17 protein-coding genes are annotated in these 23,872 nt (G+C 49.1%); 14 read left to right on the top strand and 3 right to left on the bottom strand.

Features of this window, described 5'->3' with window-relative positions; all coding sequences use genetic code 11:
* Nucleotides 1-5 precede the first annotated feature (5 nt).
* Entirely contained in the window at nt 6-527 is a 522-nt protein-coding gene (locus D0B88_RS02205; protein WP_225318496.1) for an RNA polymerase sigma factor, read from the bottom strand.
* Nucleotides 528-729: 202 nt separating this feature from the next.
* On the opposite strand from D0B88_RS02205, the gene D0B88_RS02200 reads away from it, so the two are divergent.
* A complete protein-coding gene (locus D0B88_RS02200; protein ID WP_151054697.1) occupies nt 730-2,142 on the top strand; it encodes a S8 family serine peptidase in 1,413 nt (470 codons plus the stop codon).
* On the opposite strand, the gene D0B88_RS02195 is transcribed toward D0B88_RS02200, so the two are convergent.
* Nucleotides 2,139-3,071 (bottom strand): hypothetical protein, encoded by a 933-nt coding sequence (locus D0B88_RS02195; protein ID WP_151054695.1) that lies wholly within the window; start codon nt 3,069-3,071, stop codon nt 2,139-2,141. The genes D0B88_RS02200 and D0B88_RS02195 overlap by 4 nt on opposite strands.
* Before the next feature lie 53 nt (nt 3,072-3,124).
* Nucleotides 3,125-3,940: a hypothetical protein gene (locus tag D0B88_RS02190; RefSeq protein WP_151054693.1), complete on the bottom strand. Its 816-nt coding sequence runs from the start codon at nt 3,938-3,940 to the stop codon at nt 3,125-3,127.
* 301 nt (nt 3,941-4,241) lie between these two features.
* Here D0B88_RS02190 and D0B88_RS02185 point away from each other — a divergent pair, with 301 nt between their 5' ends.
* The 13 genes from D0B88_RS02185 to D0B88_RS02125 all read left to right on the top strand — a co-directional run bounded on the left by D0B88_RS02185 (nt 4,242) and on the right by D0B88_RS02125 (nt 23,479).
* Nucleotides 4,242-5,561, top strand: coding sequence for an amino acid deaminase (locus tag D0B88_RS02185; RefSeq protein ID WP_151054691.1), 1,320 nt, complete (start codon nt 4,242-4,244; stop codon nt 5,559-5,561).
* Between the two features lie 11 nt (nt 5,562-5,572).
* Nucleotides 5,573-6,937 (top strand): GntP family permease, encoded by a 1,365-nt coding sequence (locus D0B88_RS02180; protein WP_151054689.1) that lies wholly within the window; start codon nt 5,573-5,575, stop codon nt 6,935-6,937.
* 11 nt (nt 6,938-6,948) lie between these two features.
* Entirely contained in the window at nt 6,949-7,821 is an 873-nt protein-coding gene (locus D0B88_RS02175) for a MurR/RpiR family transcriptional regulator (protein WP_151054687.1), read from the top strand.
* 17 nt (nt 7,822-7,838) lie between these two features.
* A complete protein-coding gene (locus tag D0B88_RS02170) occupies nt 7,839-9,305 on the top strand; it encodes an amidohydrolase family protein (RefSeq protein ID WP_151054685.1) in 1,467 nt (488 codons plus the stop codon).
* A gap of 170 nt (nt 9,306-9,475) precedes the next feature.
* Complete coding sequence (locus D0B88_RS02165) at nt 9,476-9,871, top strand: RidA family protein (protein ID WP_007639751.1); 396 nt, start codon at nt 9,476-9,478, stop codon at nt 9,869-9,871.
* A 16-nt stretch (nt 9,872-9,887) separates the two neighbouring features.
* A complete protein-coding gene (locus D0B88_RS02160; RefSeq protein ID WP_151054683.1) occupies nt 9,888-12,296 on the top strand; it encodes a beta-N-acetylhexosaminidase in 2,409 nt (802 codons plus the stop codon).
* A gap of 206 nt (nt 12,297-12,502) precedes the next feature.
* Nucleotides 12,503-13,306, top strand: coding sequence for an AraC family transcriptional regulator (locus tag D0B88_RS02155; RefSeq protein ID WP_007639755.1), 804 nt, complete (start codon nt 12,503-12,505; stop codon nt 13,304-13,306).
* Nucleotides 13,307-13,606: 300 nt separating this feature from the next.
* The gene (locus tag D0B88_RS02150; protein WP_151054681.1) at nt 13,607-16,645 is read left to right on the top strand and encodes a TonB-dependent receptor; all 3,039 of its coding nucleotides are present in this window, start codon (nt 13,607-13,609) and stop codon (nt 16,643-16,645) included.
* 98 nt (nt 16,646-16,743) lie between these two features.
* Complete coding sequence (locus tag D0B88_RS02145) at nt 16,744-18,354, top strand: tryptophan halogenase family protein (RefSeq protein WP_151054679.1); 1,611 nt, start codon at nt 16,744-16,746, stop codon at nt 18,352-18,354.
* On the top strand, nt 18,351-19,901 hold the full coding sequence (locus D0B88_RS02140) for a tryptophan 7-halogenase (RefSeq protein ID WP_151054677.1): 1,551 nt from the start codon (nt 18,351-18,353) through the stop codon (nt 19,899-19,901). The genes D0B88_RS02145 and D0B88_RS02140 overlap by 4 nt, the downstream gene beginning before the upstream one ends.
* Before the next feature lie 27 nt (nt 19,902-19,928).
* Nucleotides 19,929-21,440, top strand: a complete 1,512-nt coding sequence (locus D0B88_RS02135; RefSeq protein ID WP_151054675.1) for a tryptophan halogenase family protein — start codon at nt 19,929-19,931, stop codon at nt 21,438-21,440.
* Between the two features lie 32 nt (nt 21,441-21,472).
* A complete protein-coding gene (locus D0B88_RS02130) occupies nt 21,473-22,483 on the top strand; it encodes a cupin-like domain-containing protein (protein WP_151054673.1) in 1,011 nt (336 codons plus the stop codon).
* A 456-nt stretch (nt 22,484-22,939) separates the two neighbouring features.
* Nucleotides 22,940-23,479 carry a glutathione peroxidase gene (locus tag D0B88_RS02125; protein WP_151054672.1) on the top strand — a complete coding sequence of 180 codons (540 nt, stop codon included), beginning with the start codon at nt 22,940-22,942 and terminating at the stop codon, nt 23,477-23,479.
* Nucleotides 23,480-23,872: the final 393 nt, after the last annotated feature.

Genomic DNA, 23,872 nt, shown 5'->3' with positions numbered 1-23,872 from the left:
ATTCCTCACGCGCCTTCAGCGGCGGGCGGTTGTTCGGGATTTAAAAATCGGCTCAGCGCGATACGCGCCCGCGCTAAGCGGCTCATCACCGTGCCGGTGGGAATGCTCAGGGTGTCGGCCACCTCCTTGTAGGACATACCCTCCAGCGCCACCAGCGAAATAATCGTGCGCTGGTCGTCGGGCAACTGCTGCATCGCGGCATCTACCTCCGTCAGGGCGATCTGGTCTTCAATGGCTTGTGCGCCATCGGCCACCGGCTCCTCGCTGTCCTCAATGGCGTAGTTAAGGTGCTGGCGAACCTTGCGCGCGCGGTACTCATCAATCCAAATATTGCGGCATACACGAAAGGCCCATTTGGCCAGTTCAATATCCTCGGGTACACCACGGCTCAGCAATCGCTCCAGGGTATTTTGCAATAAGTCATCGGCATCGGCGGGGGAACCGGTGAGCGAGTAGGCAAAACGCCGTAAGGCGGGCGCGAGTTGGGTTAATTCCTGTTTCATGGCGATACTGGTGTCGGTCTTCATAGGCGCTGATTTCAGGTCTGGTGTTGGGGGCTCGTTTGAGGAGTAGTTTTTGGTGCTCTTATCCAGTAAACGGCCCGCTGTTGGTTTTATTCCCATCCCAGTGATTATTTTTGGAATTTTTATTCCCCGCAAACGTTAACCAGGTAATGAACCCAGCCATTTTTTGTGGTTAATTTACCCTATTACACGCCATGGTGACCCAATGAAACCTTTTTACCGCCGTCATTTACGTCTTGGTTGTTTGCGTATTGCCTGCAGCAGTCTTGTGCTCGCCTGCCTGTGCCAGCCGGTTGCTGCCCAATTGTTGGAGCGCCTGCCGGTGGATACCACACTGGACGGTGTAACGCGGGAGCTGGATGACACAGTCCGCCAGGTGCAGGAATCGGTACAGAAGGATTTACTGGAGGAGTCGGTATTGCGCGACGCCTTGATACAACCGGTCGATGCCGCCCTCGCCAAAACAACCGCACTGGTGCCCGACTTACTAACGGCGGTGCTGCCGATTGTTGATCGCCGTGGTGCCACGGTGTTGGTGGATGTCAAAGTGGAAGATGGCTGGCGCGCCGTGGAGCGCGAATGGCTGTTATTGCTCGACCCAACTGCGTTGGCGGAGTTGTCCAAGCTTGATGTTGAAATCATTGAGCAGACCCAATTTGCCGGGTTGGGGCTGCAACTGGTGCGCTTTCGTGTGCCCGCCGCTCTGGATTCCCGCGCCGCGCTGCGCCAGCGCTTGCCCGCCAGTTTGCATCCGCAGTTGGATCGCAATCATATCTATTCGCCCCAAACTGCTGCCCCTCAGTCCTCGCAACCCGCTTCATCACCCATATCATCCACATTGCCACCTCAGGCTCCGGCCTGTGTTGATGACTTGTCTATCGGCATGATCGATACCGCGATTGATAGCACGCATCCCGCGTTTGCCGGGGTAAAAATCCGGCAGCAGGATTTTATCGGGGCCGATATCGAATCGCCCAAAGCCCACGGCACAGCGGTGGCGGGGCTGTTGGTTGGAACAGGGACAGGAGGCAAAGGCGATGAGCTGCAACCGCTTCTGCCGGGTGCAACACTCTATGCGGCCTCGGTATTTTACCCGCGCAATGATTACACCCAGGGCGCCACCATGATGAATCTGGTGCGTGCCTTGAATTGGCTGATAGAACAAAAAGTGCCGGTGATTAATATGAGCCTGACCGGCCCGGACAACAGCATTCTGGCGCAGGTAATTGAGCGAGTTATTGAATCTGGCAGTCTGGTGGTGGCGGCAGTGGGTAACGAGGGGCCAGCCGCGCCACCCTTGTATCCGGCCGCCTATAAGGGAGTGATTGCAGTGACCGCGGTGGATCAACAACAGCGCCCTTATCGCTGGGCCAATCGGGGGGAACATATCGCTTTTGCCGCGCTGGGGGTGTCGGTGATCACCGCGCGCAGTGCGGGTGGTTATGGCCGTGAAAGTGGAACTTCTATGGCGGCGCCGCTGGTCTCGGCATTGCTTGCTTGCGAGCTGGCAACTACTCCTGCCTCGGGGGTGATGGCGCAATTAATCAAGCGTGCGCAGGATTTGGGTGCACCGGGCCGCGACCCGATATTTGGTCACGGCCAATTGCAGCGCCCTTAAAAGCTGGCTTTTAACGTGAGTGAGGCGCGGGTTTCGGAATAGTCCGCACTGCGCAGGTTGGATTGATAATCGCCCCGTTCCAACTTGCCCACCAACGCCAACCAATCATGGGTATTGATCTGCCATTCCAGATTTACCACCTGCCGGGTATCGTCGCGCTTGGCTTCCAACGCCGGGGTGATGGCCGAATAATCGCGCTGTTCATAACGCCAGCCCAGTTGCAGCTTGGTCTTTTTGCCCCAGGCGGGGAACTGGTGATTAATGCTGGTTTTTACGCTGGTGGCGGTCAAATCAAACGGATCGCTGGCGGCGTTCTCGCGTTCGTGATTCAAGCCAAATGCCACAAAGGTGGTGCCCTGGTTAAAAAACACAAACACATCGCCCGCCATACCCAGGTTGTGCGCATTGCGCTCGGCACTGGTGGGAAAATCCTTGTCCTGATAATTCACCGCCCCGCGCACAAAAGTGCGCTGGTTGAACAGGCGCGACAGGTAAACACTGTGCTGGCGCAGGGTTAAAAAATCGGTGCCGTCCAGCGCGGCGTCGGCCTGGTGATAGCTCAAGCCCAGCTTGAACAGCGGCAGTTCATAACTGGCATCGGCAAATAGTTGTTGGATGCCAAGGTCAAACGCGCTCAGGTCTTGATAGGTTTTGCTGTTGTAGCTGGCACCGGCTTTAAACATCGCCTTGGGTGTCGCCTGCCACTGGGCATTTACGCGCGCATTAGCCAGCAATGCCCAGTCGCCGGCGCTGGAGTATTGGTCAAGCTCAACGACCGCCAAATTGGAATCGTATTCGGCGCCGCTTTCCAGCTCCACGTCCAGCTTGTTGGCCCCATGGGCGGCAATGCTATAGAGGGCGATGACTAAAGGGCTGATAAGCAAACGGCCAAGGCTAAAAATCAGTTGTTTATCACTGCGTGGGTTCATGATGGTTGCTCCGCAAAAGGCAAAAAAATCGGCGCCGGAGCGCCGATCTCTTATTACAAACCGAGGTTCAAGCTGTCGGTTAAGGCCGCACTGATATTGTTATTCACGGTGCTATCCACAGTGTCCTGAATGCTCGCAGCGATGCTGTTGTTGATGGCGCCTTCTACCGCTGTGTTTACCGAACTGCCAATCGCTTGCTCGACTGAGCCGCTGACGGACTGTTGAACCGAGCCAGTTACCAATTGTTCTACAGAACCACTTATCGCCCCATCTACCAAGCCGTTCACTGAGCCAGTGACCGAGCCATTTACCACGCTATCTAACGAGCTATCTACCGAACCGCTAACCAGCTGTTCTGCCGAACCTTGTAGGTTGCTATCGGCAACCAACTGCTGGGCTGAGTTCAGCTGCTGGTTAATCGCGCCGTTGGTGGCGGTGCTGGTGGCATTCACAGTGGCGGAGAGATTGGCCGAGAGGTTTTCCTGTGCCGCCGCCCCGCGCTCCAACAATTGGTTTGCCTGTTGGCCGATGGGGGTGAGCACTGCCTGTGCGTCCACTGCTGCATTGCCGGTCGCTGCTGCAGAAATTGCGCCGGCGGTTTCTGTTCCGGCATTGGCTTGGTCGGTGTTGTTTTGCTCCGCTTCTGCGTCGCTGTCAGTTGCGTCGCTGTTGGCATTAGTGCTGGTCGCTGGGCTGGCATTTTGTTGCAACCCAAAACCGGCGCTCAATGTGCCTCCTTGGGCAGAGAGGCGAGCATCCGCTGCGGTCTGGGTGTTGGCGCTTGTCTCTACGGCTAATGACGCGTCTTGTGCCCAGCAAACGCTGGAGGCCAGGGTGCAAGCAGCAATCAATAAAGTGTGTTTGTTCATGGTGATGTCCTCATTCGTTTCAGGGTTTGAAAGCGGGTTGCGCTGCAGCCCGTTTTCGTCGACTTGCAACCTGTTAACGCGGGGGGAGTTATTTTTATTCCCGAACCTGAAAAAAATATTTGATGCGGGAAGCAAATGAGGAGGGGGTGGGGGGCTAAACAAGGGAATCCCGGTAGGCAAAACCCTGAAAGAAGTTTTCAAGCAAAAATGTCTTTTTGTAAATAATTTTCTTAACATGGCGCATTTTTGCTGTTATCCTTGTAAAAACGCTCGATTTTTCTGCTATTGGCAAAAAAATAATATGACTAAAGAAAATAATTTACAGTCAAACCTGAAAATCAGACCGCTTAGCCCTGTGGGCAAGGGGTTAGGTATTGCGGCTGGGGATTCGCTGAAACAGCCTTTGGTGGGCGAGATTGCCGCGCAGGGTTGGAACCTGCTGCACGAGGATGTAAGCCTGCCAGTCGCGGTGCTGAGTGAAAGCCGCTTGCAACACAACCTGCAGTGGATGAAAGACTTTATCGCCAGCTACGGGTTGAAACTCGCGCCCCACGGCAAAACCACCATGAGCCCCGCGCTGTTCCAGCGCCAATTGGATGCTGGCGCTTGGGGTATCACTCTGGCTACCGCGCCACAAGTTCAGGCGGCTTATGAGTTTGGTGTGCGTCGGGTGATTTTGGCTAACCAGCTAGTCGGCCGCGCCAATATGGCGATTATCAGCCGCCTGCTGCAAGACCCGGATTTTGAGTGTTACGTGATTGTGGATTCGGCAGCGAATGTCGAACAGCTCGGGCAGTTTTTTGCCCAAACGGGCCAGCGTTTGAATCTGCTTTTGGAGTTGGGTGTTGCGGGCGGCCGCACCGGAGTGCGCGACGCCGCAACCCGCGCCGCCGTGTTAGAAACCATCGCCCGCTACCCGCAAGCACTCGCATTACGCGGCGTAGAAGTTTATGAGGGTGTACTGAATGACGAAGCCGCCATTCGCGAGTTTCTGCGTTTGGCCCTGCGCGATTTGATGACTCTGGAAGCCCACGGCCAGTTGGCTCAAGGGCCGGTTATACTCACTGGCGCCGGTTCCGCCTGGTTTGATTTGGTGGCGGAGGAATGGGCCGGTGCCTCGTTGGGCGATGCCCGCGTGCTGGATATCATCCTGCGCCCCGGTTGTTACCTCACTCACGATGTTGGCATTTACAAAGCCTCCGAAGCCCGTATCCAAGCTTGCAACCCTATCGCCCGCGCCATGCACAGCAGCTTGCTGCCCGCGCTGCAACTCTGGGCTTATGTGCAATCCATTCCCGAACCCGGTCTGGTGATTCTCGGCCTGGGTAAACGCGATGCTGCCTTTGATGCCGGCCTGCCGGTTCCCGCTTTGCACTTTCGTCCTCACAACAAAGGTCGCCCCGGTGCTGAAAAACCCGCGCCCGCGCCAGCGGACTGGCAGCTGACCAAAATGATGGATCAACACGCCTTTATGCAGGTGCCTGCCGGTGCTGATTTGCAGGTGGGCGATATGCTCGCGCTGGATATTTCCCACCCCTGCCTGACCTTTGATAAGTGGCGCCAGCTATTGGTGGTTGACGATAACTACACGGTGATCGATGCCGTGGAAACGTTTTTTTAAGGCGCGCGGCGATGGAATTTTTTTCAAGTGCATTAACCTCAGGCCAGTGGCTGTTGGTATACGCGGCGCTCAGCATTATCGCGCTGATTTTATTGATCGCCCGCTACCGTTTGAATCCGTTTATTACGCTTACCCTCGTTTCCCTCGGTCTGGGTTTAATGGCCGGTATTCCTGCAAAAGATGTGGTGTTTGTGTATGAAGCCGGTGTGGGTAAAACCCTGGGGCACATCGCACTCGTTGTGGCGCTGGGCACCATGCTCGGAAAAATGATGGCGGAATCGGGCGGCGCGGAACAAATCGCGCGCACCATGATTCGCTGGTTCGGTGAAAAAAATGTGCACTGGGCGATGGTGTTTATCGCTTTCCTGGTGGGCTTCCCGATTTTTTTTGAAGTCGGTTTTGTATTGTTAATTCCCATCGCCTTTAACGTGGCGCGTCGCACCGGCACTTCCATGTTGTTGGTGGGTTTACCTATGGTGGCGGGTTTGTCGGTAGTGCATGGTTTAGTGCCGCCGCATCCGGCCGCGATGATTGCGGTGGGCGAATACCAAGCCAACGTTGGCCGCACCATTTTTTATGCGCTGTTGGTGGGCATTCCCACGGCGATTATTGCTGGGCCAATTTTTGCCAAATGGATTGCACCCAAAATTCATTTGCCTGCGCACAACCCACTGGAAGAGCAATTTATTCACGCCGATAGCGAGCGCCAGTTGCCCGGTTTTGGTATCACACTTGCGACAATTTTATTACCCGTGGTGTTAATGCTACTTGGCGGCTGGGCGGATTTAATCGCCGAACGTGGCACGGGTCTGAATGACTTTTTATTATTTATCGGCAATTCCGTTGTTGCGCTCTTAATCGCAACGCTCGTGAGTTTTTACACCCTCGGTTTGGCGCGCGGTTTTAATCGCGATTCGATTTTAAAATTCAGTCACGATTGTTTGGCGCCCACCGCTGGCATCACCTTATTGGTCGGCGCCGGTGGTGGTTTAAACCGCATTTTAGTGGAAGCTGGCATTGCCAAAGAAATTGTTAATTTTTCTTCCGACATGGCCTTAACCCCATTATTGATGGGCTGGTTTGTGGCGGCGTTAATGCGCATCGCCACTGGTTCCGCCACGGTTGCCATGAGTACCGCTGCTGGAATTGTTGCACCTATTGCGATTGCGGCGGGTTATCCGCATCCCGAATTATTGGTGATCGCCACCGGCGCTGGCTCATTAATTTTGTCCCATGTAAATGATGGCGGTTTTTGGTTAATCAAAGAATATTTCAATATGACCGTTACCCAAACCTTAAAAACCTGGACGGTATTGGAAACGATAATTTCCTTTGTGGCGCTGGGTTTTGTGTTGTTGATCGCCGCTTTTATTTAAGAGAAACACCTATGACTGCACTGTTCGATATTGTTTATCACATTCGCTCCAATCGCGATCGGCTCTCGGCGACGGAACAAAAAGTCGCGGATATTATTTTGGAAGATATCGCCTTTGCCGCCTCGGCGAGTATTGATCAGTTAGCGCTAAAAACGAATGTCAGCATCGCCACTATTTCGCGTTTTGCTAAATCTGTTGGCTGCGACGATATTCGCGATTTGAAATTAAAACTGGCGCAGGCAAGTGCGGTGGGTACACGCTTTTTATCCGAAGTGCCAGCCCTGGAAGAGAGCGCTTTTTATTCGCAAATTTGCAGCGAAGTGGAATCCACCTTGCGCGCTAATCTCGCGCGTTTTGTCGAGGCCAATTTTCGCAGCGCCGCCACTGTATTAAATAACGCGCGGCTGATTTATATCGGCGGCATGGGCGGCGCTTCCACCATGCTGGCGGACGAGGTGCAATTTCGTATCGCACGCTTGGGTATTGCGGTAACGGCTTATCACGATCCGGTATTGCTGCGCATGTTTGCCGCGACACTCACCGAAAAAGATGTGTTGGTGTTGCTTTCGATTACTGGGGTCACGCCCGAATTATTGGAAGTGGCCGATATCGCGCGCGAGTACGGTGCGCAAATTATTGTGCTCTCCGCGCCCGATTCTCCACTCGCGCAAAAAGCCAGTTTATTTATTCCAATCGTCACCGAAGAGACGGATTTTATTTACAAACCTTCAGCTTCGCGCTACGGCATGTTACTCGCGATAGATTTGCTGGCGACTGAGTTGGCCTTGGTGCGCAAAACCGAGAGCAAGGAATTATTGCGCCGGGTGAAGTTTGCACTGGATGAATATCGCGGCGGCGACAACCGTTTGCCGCTGGGCGACTAAACCAAGGGAAGCGAATAATGCAGGCGGTGAAATTCGATTGTGTCATTTACAACGCGCTTATTCTGGATGGTTCAGGCGCTAGCGCGGTGCGCGGTGATTTGGCAATTCACAATGGAAAAATCGCCGCGCTCGGTGACCTTGCCAATGCCGAATCTCACCAGCGTTTTGATGCCCAGGGTTGGGTCTTGGCACCGGGTTTTATCGATGTGCACACCCACGACGATATTCAAGTGATTCGCACGCCCAATATGTTGCCCAAAATTTCCCAGGGCATTACTACCGTGATAGTGGGCAACTGTGGCATTAGTGCCAGCCCGGTCACCTTAAAAAATAATTTGCCTGACCCGATGAATTTGCTCGGCAGCAAAGAAGATTTTTGTTTTCCTGATCTCGCCACCTATAAACAAGCGGTTAATAAAACTGTGCCTGCCGTCAATGTGGCAGCGTTAATCGGTCACACAGCACTGCGCAATAATCATATGGATCGGTTGGATCGCAGCGCCACGGATTATGAAATTGCAGCGATGCGATTGCAGCTGCGCACGGCTCTGGCGGAGGGGGCGTTGGGTTTGTCTTCCGGTTTGGCTTACGCATCAGCGTTTTCCAGCAGCACGGAGGAAGTAAAACAACTGGCGCAGGAATTAAACGCGGCGGGCGCTATTTACACCACACATTTGCGCACCGAGTTTGACGAAATAATCGCCGCTCTCGAGGAAGCCTTTGACATTGGCGAGCACGCGCAGGCACCGGTTATTGTGTCCCATTTGAAATGTGCGGGTGCCGGTAATTGGGGGCGCAGCGGTGAGGTGCTACAAAAAATTACACAGGCGGCTACCACACACCCCATTGGTTGTGACTGTTATCCCTACAGTGCCAGTTCATCCACTTTAGATTTACAACAAGTCACCAGCGACTTTGACATAGTCATCACCTGGAGCAAACCGCACCCCGAGCAGGGCGGAAAAAAATTAGCGGATATCGCACAGCAATGGCAACTGGATTTGCTCGACGCGGCTAAAAAATTACAGCCCGCTGGTGCAGTTTATTACGGCATGAGTGAGCAGGATGTACAAAAAATTCTCGCCCATCCACTCACCATGATCGGCTCCGATGGTTTGCCGGTAGACCCATTGCCGCACCCCCGTTTATGGGGCGCATTTCCCCGCGTGCTCGGGCATTACAGTCGCGATTTACAATTATTCGAGTTGGCTGAAGCGGTGCGCAAAATGACACGTATGTCGGCAGATCGTTTTGGTCTGGATGATCGTGGTCGCATTGAAATTGGCGCCGCCGCCGATCTGGTTGTTTTTAATCCCAATACCGTAAAAGACGCCGCCACTTTCGAGCAGCCACAACAATTAGCCGAAGGCATAGAGGCAGTGTGGGTCAATGGAGTGTTGACCTACAGCAATAAAAAAATTACTGGAAAACGCGCAGGAAAGTTCTTGGAAAAGCAGCGGGATTTACGGATCGGGTTTTATTGATTTTGCAAATAGAAATTATGCGATGACCTTGCAAGATAAAGTCTGATATTTGCTCGGAGACCGTCGGAGACATGGATGTCGACGACGAGCCTACAGGGATGTATTCACGGCGTGTCTCCGAGTGAATATCAGGCTTTATCCAAACGATGATTTAAACAGTGGAAAATAAAATGTCAGCAATAAAACGTTACGGTGTTGAAGGTGGTAAAGGAACCGGTGGGCAGCATTTGCCGTTTGCACGGGCAGTGCAAGCCGATGGTTGGCTCTACGTTTCCGGACAAGTGCCCATGGTAAATGGTGAAATAATCGAGGGCGGCATTGTGGCGCAATCCCATCAAGCCATTAACAATGTGCTCGCGATTTTAGCCGAAGCCGGTTATGGCCCTGAAGATGTTGTGCGCTGCGGTGTCTGGCTTGATGATCCGCGCGACTTTATGTCCTTCAATCGCGTGTTTATGGAATATTTTGGCGCAAACCCACCGGCGCGCGCCTGCGTGGTGTCCAGCATGGTGGTGGATTGCAAAGTAGAAGTAGATTGCGTTGCCTATAAAAAGTCCTCTACATAATAAGAGTTAATAATTTATGTTCCGTGTGCTGTTATTTGTTTTTGGTTTTATATTGTCGACGATGGCATCGTTAGCGGCGGTAGCCAATGCGCCGTCGCTGCCGCTTATGCCTTATCCACAACAATTGATACCGGCGGCAGGTGAACCGCAGTTGCAGCTTGGCAGTGACTGGTTGATTGCCATCGACGGAAAATCTACGGCTGAATTAAACAACGCACTGAAGCGTTTTGCACAGCGCAGCTATCAACAAACCGGCATTAAACTGCGCTGGAAAAAAAGCACCGCCGCCAAAGCAACATTGGTTATCACGATTAAAGATTCGCGCACTATGTCCCCACGCATGAGTGAATGGGACGAGTCCTACCAGTTGGTGGTCGATAATAAAAAAATCTACCTCAGTGCCAATCAAAATCTGGGTGTGCTGCGCGGTTTGGAAACCCTGTTGCAGTTAATGGGTGTAAGCGAAAAAACGATTCAAATTCCACAGGTCAGCATTAACGATTTCCCACGTTTTAAATGGCGCGGCTTGTTACTCGATACTTCGCGCCATTTTTTCTCGGTAGAGACGATCAAACGACAAATCGATGCGATGGCTGCGGCCAAATACAATATTTTTCACTGGCATTTAACCGATGACCAAGGCTGGCGCTTTGAATCCAAACGCTATCCAAAATTACAACAGCTCGCGTCGGACGGTCAGTTTTATACGCGTAAACAAATGCGTGAGGTCGTGGCCTATGCACAAGCGCGCGGCATTCAGGTATTGCCGGAAATTGATGTGCCGGGGCACGCCAGCGCTATTGCCGTTGCCTACCCGGAATTAATGTCCGCACCCGGCCCCTATGCGATGGAATATCGTTGGGGCGTGCATAAACCCACGCTCAATCCGGCCAATGAAAAGGCGTATGAATTTGTTGATGCACTGGTGGCAGAAGCCAAAGCCATATTTCCATTTGAATACCTGCATATTGGCGGCGATGAGGTAGACCCGGAACATTGGAATAACAACGCCGACATTCAAGCCTTTATGCAGGCCAACAATTTAAAAAATAGCTATGCGCTGCAGGCCTATTTTAATCAGCGGGTGCAAACCATTTTGCACAAACACCAGCGCAAAATGATTGGCTGGGATGAAATACAACACAAAACTTTACCCAAGGACATAGTGATTCAATCCTGGCGTGGGCCGGATGCGGTAAGCGAATCCGTGGAGGCAGGTTTTCAGGCGATTTTATCCACGGGTTATTATCTGGATCAGCCGCAATCCGCGGCTTATCACTATCGCAATGATCCTTTGCCTCCGCCGCCTTACACCAATAAAAATCTTGCGCTGATCGAAAACAACAGTGCGCGCGAAGAAATTGCCAGCTGGTCATTTTCCTTGCCACGCAAACGCGGCAATCCGGTTACTGGTAGTTTCACACTGCTTAATGAGCGCGAGGGTTTTATCGATTTTTCCGGTAAGTCGCGTCGTGCAGTGAAGATTCAGAAATTGACAAAAAGTGCCGCCGTGTTTTCGCTGGATACCTGGATGGGACCGGTAGAGTTTCGCGTGCAATTTAAGGGCGATGAATTGCAGGGCAGGGCAATAGTAGGCAACGCACCTTACCCGGTGAGCGGTAAAAAAATTGCACTACAATTGATAACCGCATTGCAAAAAATGACTCCGCTCGGTGCACAGGAGCATAAATTAATTCTGGGTGGCGAAGCGGCATTGTGGGCAGAAATTGTGGATGAGCAGTCAATCGACCTGCGGCTCTGGCCGCGCGCATTTGTTGTGGCCGAACGCCTCTGGTCGGCGCAGGAATTGCAAGATGAAAATGCAATGTATGTGCGTATGAATAGTGTCGCCCACTGGGCAGAAAAATCCACAGGCTTGTTGCATCGAAAGCAAACCGAGCAAGCGCTGCAGCGATTATTTGGAACCGAGGCAATTACACCCGCGCTGACATTTATTGAACTGTTGCAGCCGGCTTATTACTACCACCGGCAACATGAAAAATCGGCCAATGAAAGCTATTCCAAGGCAGATCCACTGAATCGTCTTGTGGATGCATTACCGGTTGAAAACGAATCTCTGCGGCAATTTAATATGCGCCTGACACGCTGGTTGATGAACCCGGTAGCGGGTGAGGATTATGCGTTGCTACAAGCGCAATTACAGCGTTGGTCAGTGAATCGCGCGCGACTTATGCCGCTATTAAAACAGCATCCGGAACTGATGCTGTTTGCGGAAAAAACCTATGGGTTGGTGGATCTTACTGCTGCACTGTTGGAGCAGCGTTTAACCAGTAAAACATTGGCAGCGGGCGAGCAACAAAAATTGCAAAAAAAGTTGTTAGCCGCATCGCAGATAGAACAGGAAATGATAATCGCATTGGTTTTTTCCGCTGAAAAAATTCTTAATTCCCTGTTAATTCCCTAGCGCAAGATAATTCAGAGGGAATAATTGTAAATTTGTTTGACAACGTTGTCCTTTCGCGGTTAAGTTCACCATGCCGGAGGCAGTGAATATCGCGCAGGAGACAAAGAATAATTAACGGAGTGCGCCCGAGTGGGCGATAGATATGACAATACCCATCGTCATAACTCCAATGCGTCACGACTCAATGTGCCTATGGGTAGACTGATATGGTTGAAGTAGCACTCCTGGCAATAAAAGATCTGTCGCTGCTAATGAGCAGTGCACTGGTATTGATATTGGTGTGTTTGTTAATAGCGCGCCCACAGCAAAGCGCATTGCGCCACGTGTATCTGTTCTGCCTGGTATTGTTTTTTTTGGTTGGCCTTGTGCGCATGCTTGCGTCGCTATTGCATTGGGATATAGCAATAGATGCCGCTTTGCTGCTGGTGGTGAACAATATTTTATTTATGGTCGGCTGTGTTTTTTTTCTGTTTGGGCCGCGCCTGCTGGGGCGCCATAAAAAAATGGCAATCAATCATGATGATCGAGTTCGCGCCGATTTTTTTTCACCATTCAGAGCTAATGCGCGACCATTTTTTATCCATGACAACCCTGCGCAACAGCAGTCTGAACAATTGGGGCAAGTGCAGGATGCACAGAGTCTTGCCAGTGAGGTGCTTGTGGAAGTTCAGCCGCAGCTGGCAGAAAAGTTAACGGAATTTATGCTATTGCAAAAACCGTATTTGGAACCGCACATCACCGTAGAGCGTTTGGCGATTAAATTAAATGTATCGCCCAAGCTGTTGTCCGGAACCATTAATAATGAATTGCAGATGAATTTTTTTGAACTGATCAGTAATTATCGTGTGTTGGAAGCCAAAAAACGTCTAGCTGACCCGACACTGCAGGATAAACCGATTTGCGAAATTATGAAAAGTTGTGGTTTTAACAGTAAATCTGTTTTTAACCAGGCATTTAAAAAAGCGGTGGGCGTAACGCCTAGCATTTATCGGCAACAGCACTGCCGCTAACAGCTTGCAGGCACTCAATAACGCTGCGCTTAAGTAACTCTTTTAGAATTTGCTGACGTTCGACTTTTAGTAGTGACAGTACGACTTTGGTTTTGCTGTGGCACTTAAAAAAACAGAATGTTAGCGTCGGAATTTGCGCTTTAACGAAAAAATAAGGCCGCTTTTTTGTTTGTCGATAAATCTCGCACAAACATTGACAGGGCCGCGAGTGCAAATGGGGAAAGTCATCGGGTTTATAAAGTGTTAGTCCTTTATAAGTGTCGGTATTTTTGCGAGAGAAAAAAACTAAAGGGGTTACTTATGTTTAACAGCAAAAAAGGTGTGGCAGCAATGTCAGGCACTCACTTCAAACACTCACTGCTTGCAGCATCGATTATGGCACTTAGTGTGCCGTCGTTTGCGCAAACCAATAACGCTGCCACGGCTGACGTGGAAGAGGTTGTGGTTACGGGCATGAGAAATAGTATTCAGAATGCGCAGGATTTAAAAAGAAATTCCGATACGGTAATTGATGCTATTACCGCTACAGATATTGGCGCATTGCCTGATAAATCAGTAACGGAAGCCTTGCAGCGTGTTCCGGGCGTTACTATCGAGCGCTTTGCCTCGTCGGAAGATCCAAATCACTTTGCCGATGAAGGTACCGGGGTATTGGTGCGTGGTTTGGATCGCGTGCGCAGTGAAATAAATGGCCGCGATGCATTCAGTGCAAATCCCTGGGGTACTTTAAATTTTGAGGATATTCCACCGGAATTGTTGGGCGCGGTAGAGGTTGTAAAAAACCAAACCGCTGACCGTATTTCGGGTGGTATTGCCGGTACAGTAAATTTGGTTACGCGTAAGCCATTTGATTCCGAAGGGCGCGTATTAGCCGCAAGTGCAAAAGCCTCTTATGGTGATATGCGCGAGACAGTAACACCGGTTGCTTCCGCATTATTTAGTGATCGCTGGGAAACCGGTGCTGGTGAATTTGGTTTCTTGGTCAGCGCTATTCAATCTGAACTTGAAACACGCGGCGATGGTATAGGTGTAGGTAACTATTATTCGCGCGGCCCCGGTGCAGATGCCGATGGTGCACCACTCAACGGTTATGAAGATCAACAGGTGTATATGCCTGGGGTTATTTCCATTCGCACTGCCAATAATGATCGTACCCGCGAAGGTTTCGGCAGCTCGTTGCAGTGGCAAAATGCCGATGAAACCATTGTTGCCACAGTGGAATACATTAAAGCCGAAGCCGAATTAATTACACGCGAATATGTGGTTTATTCACCCTATGAGCAGGGTTTTGTGATCGGTGGTAACACGGCGATTAATCTTTCAACCAATCCTGATGATGCAGATTTTCCGACAGTGATTGAAGATGGTTTCTTCAAGGCTGGCGCGTTGGATTCAGGTTTGTTGTGGTACAACACTCGCTTCAATGACACCGATAACTCGGTGGAAGATGCGAGTTTTAATCTGAAACTGCGTCCGATGGATAATCTGACCATCGATCTTGATGTTCAGCGTGTTGATTCTTCCAATACGGTTGTAAACAATAGTTTTATGTCGCAATCAACCGGTTCAAGATTCTATGTGGATCTGCGCGGTTCAAATCCAAGTATTGAATACCTCAGTCCGTCGGTAAGAAATCCAAACACCAACGGTGCCGCTGCGACCAATACCAATTTTATCCGTTCGCTGTTAGAGCAAAACGTTGATAACGATGCAAAAATGGATGCCTATTCGGCAGACGTTACCTATGAGATAGATGACAACTGGATCACCGGTGTTAAAGCGGGTGTTTATTATGCGGATAAAGATCTTGTGGTGCGTGACACCGAATATTCCAACTGGGGTGTAGTGGGTGGTTGTGGTTGGTGTGCCGGTGGCCCAGGCTTCTCCGGAACCAGTGCCGATTTATCCCAGAGCCCAACCGAATTTGAAAAAGTGACATTTGATAATTTCTATCGCGGCGCAGGCATTAATGGCGATACCAATGAATTCTGGTTTGCCAAAATGTCCAGTGTGGAAGATCTGGTTGAAACAACACTGCGTGGTTACGAAAATGGTTGGATGCCCTACGGCACTGGCTCACAATGGTTAAGAGCAGACCGTATTCCCGGTACACCGTTTGCGCCTAATCATGTTGGTGCTGTCAATGAAGAGCGTCAGGAAGCTTATGTGCGCGTTGATTATGCGTTTGATGATTTGGCAATTCCGTTAAAAGGTAATTTGGGTTTGCGTCAAGTGAATTACCAATTGACCTCTACCGGTTTTGAAAATTATCCAACACTGTCAAATAATGCGACGCTCTATCCACAAAATGTGCAGGATTTTGCAACCGGTGGTTCGAGCGAAGGTGTCACCGTAGAGGGCACGGATTTCTCCACGGTTCTGCCAACATTTAACCTGACCGCCAGTTTGCAAGATGATTTGATTGCGCGTTTTGCCGTGTCCAAAGGGCTTTATTACCCATCGCTTACCGATACGCGCAATATTAAAGTGATGCAGATTAGTAAAACGGATATCACTGATCCAAATGATCCTACACAAGTGATTGGTGTTACTGATGTTCAGTTAACGGGTCAGGCGAAGAACCCCTTCCTTGAGCCGGAGGAGTCAACCAATATTGATGTCACTTTAGAGTGGTACTTCAATAAAACGGATTCCTTAACTGCCAGTTTATTCCACAAGAAACTCGACAATATTATTCGTGAGCGCGCCTTTGCTGCACCGGTTACTAATAATGGTGTGACCTTGCCTGGCAGCTTCAGTGGCCCGGTAAATGAAGGCTCGGGTGATATCCAGGGTATCGAATTGTCCTACACACAATTCTACGACTCCCTGCCAGGTTTGTGGTCCGGTTTGGGCTTGCAACTTAACTACACCTATATCGATCAGCAAGATATTAATGACTCGGAAGGTATCGATGTTATTGAAGATATTCGTTTAGGTGTTGATGGCCTGCCATTGCCTCAGGATGGTCGCAATACTTTCCGTTCGTTTACGGATTTGCCACTGCCTTCCTATTCAGAAAATACCTTCAATATCACCGGTATGTACGAGTATGAAAGTATTTCGGCGCGTCTGGCCTACAACTGGCGTTCGGAATATTTGATTACTCGTCGTGACAGTGACTGGTTTGCTCCGGTATATGCTAAAGACACCGGTTATTTGGACGGTTCGGTTTTCTACACCCTCAATGAAAATATCAAAGTGGGTCTGGAAGTTTCTAACCTGTTAAATACCGAAACCAGAACCATGAATCAGTTGAATCAGGAAGGTGATAAAACCGATGGTTTGAACTTTGTCACTGACAGACGTTATGCGTTAAGTCTGCGCGCGCAATTCTAATCGGCGTAGGTTTGGTGAAAAATACGCGTCGCTACAGCGGCGCGTATTTTTTTCGGTGATATAGTTAGTTATCGCAGCTACGTTATATCGAGAAAAAAATGCAGCAAAACAAAACTCAGCAAGATGCGATGCAACAACAAGGGTTGCAAAAAAAAGGGTTGCAAAAAACGGTACAGTCCATTGTTATTGTGGGTGGTGGTACTGCAGGTTGGATGACCGCCGCTGCGTTGAGTCACTTTTTAAGTGCACAGCATTATCACATAACGCTTATCGAGTCCGATCAAATCGGCACTGTGGGTGTGGGCGAGGCTACGGTTCCGCACATCCGCTATTTTAATCAGACCTTGGGAATTGATGAAAATGAGTTTATTCGTCAAACCAATGCGACCTACAAATTAGGCATCGAATTTATTGATTGGGGAAAGCTGGGTGATGCCTATATTCACCCGTTTGGTATTTACGGCCGAACAATTAACGATGTCAGTTTCCATCACTATTGGTTAAAGGCAAAACTCGCTGGTGATAGTCGGCCAATCGGCGATTATTCTCTGGCTGTGCAAGCGGCCTTGCAGTCCAAATTTTCTTACCCCTCTGCTAACCCGGAATCACTGGCCTCCAAATACAGTTATGCATTTCATATTGATGCATCGCGTTACGCACAATTTTTACGTACCTATGCGGAGCAAAAAGGTATCACCCGGCGCGAAGGAAAAATTCAACAGGTAAATCAATGCACTGACTCGGGTTGCATCACCTCAGTCATATTGGATGATGGTTCCACCATTGGTGGGGATTTGTTTGTCGACTGTTCCGGCTTTCGCGGCTTGCTAATAGAGAAAACTTTACAGGTGGGTTACGACGATTGGAGCCAGTGGCTGCCCTGTGATCGCGCTATTGCTGTCCCCTCCGAAAAAATGTCTCCACCGCTGCCCTACACCAAAGCAACGGCCAAAGCTGCCGGTTGGCAATGGCGAATTCCGTTACAAAATAGAAATGGCAATGGCCAGGTTTATTGCAGCCATTATGTGACGGAAGAGCAGGTTGCTGAAAATTTATTGGCGAGTTTGGATGGCAAACCTCTCGCTAATCTTAATCATATTCGTTTCACTACCGGGTGTAGAAAAAAGACCTGGTATAAAAACTGCGTTGCAGTAGGGCTATCCAGTGGATTTCTGGAGCCACTGGAGTCGACCAGTATTTATTTAATTCAAATGGCCATCACCAAACTGGTTGAGTATTTCCCGCGCACCCAAAATGACATTACGTTAACGGAAGAATTTAATCGCGACATGCGTTTGGAGTATGAGCGTGTGCGCGATTTTCTGGTTTTGCATTACACCGCAACCACTCGTGACGATACTGAGTTCTGGCGCTATATGCGCAATATGAAAAAGCCCGCCAGTCTGGATGAAAAAATCGCCCTTTTTGTAGAGCAGGGGCATGTAATGCAATACAAAAAAGGCATGTTTCTTGAGCCTAGTTGGGTGGCGGTTTATCTGGGGCAGGGCATAGTTCCCACAGGTTATCACCCGGCCGTGGAGAGTTTAAGTAAAACCGAACTGGATTCGCACATGGCGAACCTGCGCGCAGAAATTAATAATTACTGCACTGATATGCCGCCGCATTCCCTGGCGATAGAAAAACATACCAATGCAATGTCAAATGTGTGGCCGCCCGCTGCCTTGAGCCTGTACGAGGTGTTTTCATGAGTATGCAGCAGCCTCGAATATTTAGCCTTGTGATTGTGGGTCGTGGGGTAGACGCTGCGGTCACCGCGGCAGTGTTGGCCAATGCGCTTGAAAACACAGCGGTTAAAATTACAGTGATTCAAACGGCGCAAGAAGACGAAGTGGATCGCTGCGCGGCGTTATCGCCGTCCATACAGGTATTCAATAAAATTCTGGGTATTCACGAGGCCGATCTTGTGGCGGCAACAGCCGCTACATTTACGCTGGCCCAGCGTTATACCGGTCATCATAAATCTGCATATTTTTTTCCTTATGGTGAACATGGTTTTACGCTAAAGGGCATGAACTTTTTTTCCTATGCAGCGCACCTGCAATCTCTGGGTGACAATACCCCATATGATCAATATTCGCTAAGTGCAGTTGCGGCTTCACTCGGGCGCTTTCGGCATCCGGCAGCAGAAGCGAAATCCTTATATTCAACCTTGGCTTATGGATTAAATTTCTCTACGTCATTATTTTCCCGTTACTTAACACAATATGCACAAAAAAAATCCGTTGAATTTATTGATGCAACCATTGAGCAATATGTGTTTTCTGCAAACACAGGCAATATTGATAAATTAATGCTGCAAGTCAATGCGGCAGGGGAGAACTACACACCCGGTCAGCAAGTAACACTTGAGTGCGATTTAATAGTGGATTGTTCCGGTAAGCGCGCCGCGGTGATGGGTGATGCGTTAGCCGTCACTTGGCTTGAGTCAACCCGGTCACTTCCGGTTGATCGCCGCATAGATGTTATGCAAGCTGGTACTCGCGGCGCGCCTGTGAATCAGCTGCAGTTTTTATCTTCAGGGGTGAGTCGCAGCGTATCCCTAAAAAATAATAATGCTATTTCTTATATTTATAACTCTGCTTTTATAACCGAGGACCAGGCATTATCTGAGTTGTCAGCGCAGTATGAAATTGCGCGCCACTCACTCGAAAACAATAGTGCAGCAATCCAGTTAAAACCGGGAAGAAGAGCAAGTTTCTGGTATAAAAATTGTGTGGCTATCGGAGCCTCTGCAGGTGATTTGACCTCAACCTGCATCGATCAATTGCATCTCACCCAAAGCGCCGCTTTGCGTTTGGCGACGCTGTTTCCTGCGTCGCCTTCATTTGCGCATTTGTCGGCTGAGTACAATCGCCTTACGCATCTTGAATATGATCATGTGGAGGATTTCCATTCACTTCATTTTCAGGTGCCGGGCATGCCGCTTACTGATTTTTGGTCAGTGCAGAAAAAGGCTGTTATTTCTGATCGACTCCAGCACCGTATCAGTTTATTTACATCAGCAGGACGAGTGCCTTTTTTTGAAGGTGAAACACTGGCTGAATCCGCATGGTTGTCGTTTATGGTGGGCTTGTTCGGCTGGCCGAAAGATTACAGCTGTTTAATCGAGCAAAATGATTCTGTGTGGATTAAAGAGCAGTTGCAGAAAATGCAGAACATGATGTACCAAGCAGCGCAGGCAATGCCAGATCACAATACTTATCTGGCGCAATATCTCGCCAGCAACGCGCCATAATCCCGCTAAGTTTTACAGGATTTTTTTATGAACGATAATGCCAAGCGTAGAATTAAAAAGATAATCATAGTGGGCGGTGGAACGGCGGGTTGGATGACGGCTGCAGCCTTTTCAAAAGTGTTAGGCACAAGTTGCTACGACATAGTGTTAATTGAATCCGATGATATTGGAACTGTTGGTGTGGGTGAGGCAACGATTCCATTGATAACATCCTTTAACCAAATTCTGGGTTTGGATGAAAGTCAGTTTATGAAAAAAACCCAGGCGACATTTAAGCTGGGCATTGAGTTTGTTAACTGGGGAAACATTGGCGACCGCTATATTCACCCATTTGGTGTTTATGGCAAAGGCATTGGCTCACTGGCTTTTTATAATTTTTTGCTTAAACAGCAAAAAATTAAGCCGGATACTGATGTGGGGGATTATTCAATTAATATCCAGGCGGCGCGCCATAACAAATTTATGCGTGCACCCAACTTACCAAACTCCCCGCTTGCTGACATTCGTTACGCCTATCACTTTGATGCAGGGCTTTATGCGCTTTATCTGCGTAATTACGCTGAGCAGCAAGGTGCTATTCGTGTTCAAGGCGAGATAACAAACGTAAGCCTTGATGATGATTCCGGTTGCATAACGTCAGTTACCTTAAAAGACGGACAGACGCACAGCGCCGATTTTTTTATTGATTGCAGTGGCTTTCGCGGTTTGTTAATTGAGCAGGCATTAAAAACAGGTTATGAGGATTGGAGCCATTTACTGTTGTCGGATACGGCGGTCACAGTCCCTTCGGAAGTTATTCATCCGTTACCCTCTTTTACTCGTTCGACTGCACATTCTGCCGGTTGGCAATGGTGTATTCCGCTGCAGCACCGCACGGGCAATGGGCATGTTTTTTCCAGCCGTTTTATGTCGGAAGATGAAGCGACCAGTTTACTGTTGCAACATTTACCCACACCTGCGCTTGCAGGGCCAAGAACAGTAAAATTCAAAACGGGTATCCGGCGAAAACTGTGGAATAAAAACTGTGTCGCCATTGGTTTGTCCAGCGGTTTTATCGAGCCGTTGGAATCCACCAGTATTCATCTGATTCACAGTGCAATTCATAAATTGCTAACGTTTTTTCCTACCGGTGCTTTGTCGCAAGTGGATATCGATAAATACAATGATGTAATGCGAACTGATATAGAGTTTATTCGCGATTTTATTCTGCTGCATTACAAGGCAACGTCCCGCACTGACTCCGCCTTTTGGAATCACTGCAGAACTATGGATGTGCCCGATGGCCTGCGGAAAAAAATGGAGCTTTATATCAAGAGTGGCCGCCTTTACCGGGATAACAATGAGTTATTTACCGAAGATAGCTGGTTTGCAGTGATGGAAGGGCAGGGTGTGAAGGTGGAGGATTATCATCCACTGGTTGATTCAGTTGAACAGGTTAAATTCGATGCAATGCTTGGTGATATTGCACGAGCGATTCGCGAATCTACCGATGTTATACCTTCCCATGCTGAATATATTGCGCGTTACTGTAAGGCGTAATCTGCAGGTAATCAAAACGATAGGGCAGTGTGATGGTAATCGATGAATATCGCGATATAAACCGCGAATTATTTTTTAATGACATTATTCCTCGCTACAGGCCCTGTGTGTTCAGAGGGCTATGTTCGGCGTGGCCTTTGGTAAAAAAGGGCAGGGAATCGTCACATGGTTTTGCGCAGTATTTGTTGGAGAGCAGTGCCGGCCACCATGCTGATGTGGTTGACATTTTTTATGCGCCGCCCGGAGCGGATGGACGCATGCACTACAATGATGCCATGAATGGTTTTAACTTTAATAAACTTAAAGTTCCATTTTCTCATTGTCTGGAGCGATTGCTGTTGGCCCAGCGCGAAAATCCATCGCCGTTAATTTATATGGGCTCCACACCCACAGAGGATTTATTGCCGCGTTTAAAGCACGAAAACCCAATGACATTGTTGGGGAATAGTATTAAACCGCGCCTGTGGTTGGGCGGAAAAACCCTGGTGCAGCCGCATTATGATGTGTCCGATAATATTGCGGTGGTGGTTGCGGGTCGCCGGCGATTCACCCTATTTCCTCCCGATCAAATCGGCAACTTATACGTTGGGCCGATTGATGTTACTCCCGCCGGCCAGCCCATGAGTTTGGTTCCCATCAACAATCCTGATCTGCAAAAATTTCCGCGCTATGCCGATGCACAGAAAAATAAAGTAGTGGTCGAACTCGAACCTGGCGACGCTATTTTTATTCCCTCGTTGTGGTGGCATGGTGTTGAGGGGTTGGACTCTTTTAATGGTTTGGTTAACTACTGGTGGAAATCAGCAGCGTTAGCGAATGACGATCCCTATGCCGCACTTATTCACGGCGTGCTCACGATTAGTTCGCTACCTGAGGCTGAGCGCCGTGCATGGAAAGTTTTTTTTGATCATTACGTATTTCAGGATGCTGGCCACCCGCTTGATCATTTACCCGAATCGGCGCGTGGTGTTTTATCTACAATGACACCGGAATTACAACAACTTATCCGCAGCTATTTATATGCGCGAATGGGAATTAAGTAGCTGCTATTTCTGTTGTGTATGAGGTATTTTTTTTCACCCATCGTTCGACTTTTGGTTTTGCGCAAAGTCATCATTGTCCCGCTAAAAAGCAGCTGCTACTGTTGATGTGAGTTTATTTTTCTGTGAGAAGTTTCATGCAAAGCAATAACAACAAATTGATATCCTTAATGCGTGTTATCAACCTCATGATGCTGATGATTTTTTTTGTGGTGCTCTGGCGTCTCTAGCCAATCAATTGTTGTTGTTTCCCGTGACTTGCCAGACTCTGTTCTGGCTTTTTTATAACTGGGTATTCGTTTTCCTGTGTAATGCTGTGCGGTGCTGAAAACAGCAATGCGTAAGGATTGGTTAAGTCGATTTGCGCCAGCTGGCAGCGCATCCAAAAAGGCTTACACTGCGTAAATCAAGCGAAACCATACATTGTTAATTGGTAGCACCCACCACGAGGATTCATCTGTGAACAGTTTGATAAAGCCTATCATCGCCCTTGCTGCTTTAGGTTTGACACAGCTAGCCAGCGCTGCGTGCCCTGAGTATATGCAGGGGGAGTACCGCAAGTTGCACTCCAAAGACATGATCAATATCTGTGAGTTAATGGAAAATAAAACCGTGCTGGTAGTGAATACCGCCAGCCACTGTGGTTTCACCTCCCAGTTCAAAGGTCTGGAAGCCCTACATAAAAAGTATCAGGACAAAGGTTTGGTGGTGGTTGGTTTTGCCAGCGATGACTTTAAACAGGAAGACGCCAGTGAAGAGAAAGCGGCGGAAATCTGCTACCTGAATTACGGTGTGACCTTCACCATGCTCTCACCTACACCTGTCACGGGTGATAAGGCCAACACCCTATTCAAGGCGCTGGCTGCACAAAGCGAACAACCCAAGTGGAACTTCAATAAGTATCTGTTAGGTAAAGATGGCAAGGTCATTGAGCATTTTGGCAGTATGACCAAGCCCGAATCGACGAAGCTAGCTACGGCCATAGAAAAGGCGCTTTAGGCCTCGCTTTTTCCCCTTTGACTGGTGGGGCCAATCCACCAGAAACCGACAGCACTTGCCCTGTGCTGTCGATTTTTGTTTTTCTGCTTACTCCCGCTGCTTGCCTTCCCTCCGCCGTTTTTGCCTATCAACCATGTGGGACTTGTTTCCCTGAGTGCACATTGTTCCCATTAGAAATGTTACCGATGGCAACACTTTTTATGAAACCGAACAGCATATTTTGAGTTTTTTGTTGCCGGTAAAATTATTTTTATATGCAGATCTCATATCTATATTCGGTTTACTTAGGATTTTTTATCTATTTTTAGGATAAAAATGATTATTTATGATTGTTTTTATAGAGATATGGTCAAAAAAACTATTTTTTGATGCTATTTTTTCTAAGGGTTTAGC

It is taken from the genome of Cellvibrio sp. KY-YJ-3, from assembly GCF_008806955.1.
Lineage (GTDB): Bacteria > Pseudomonadota > Gammaproteobacteria > Pseudomonadales > Cellvibrionaceae > Cellvibrio.
This window is presented reverse-complemented; position numbering and strand designations above follow the sequence as displayed.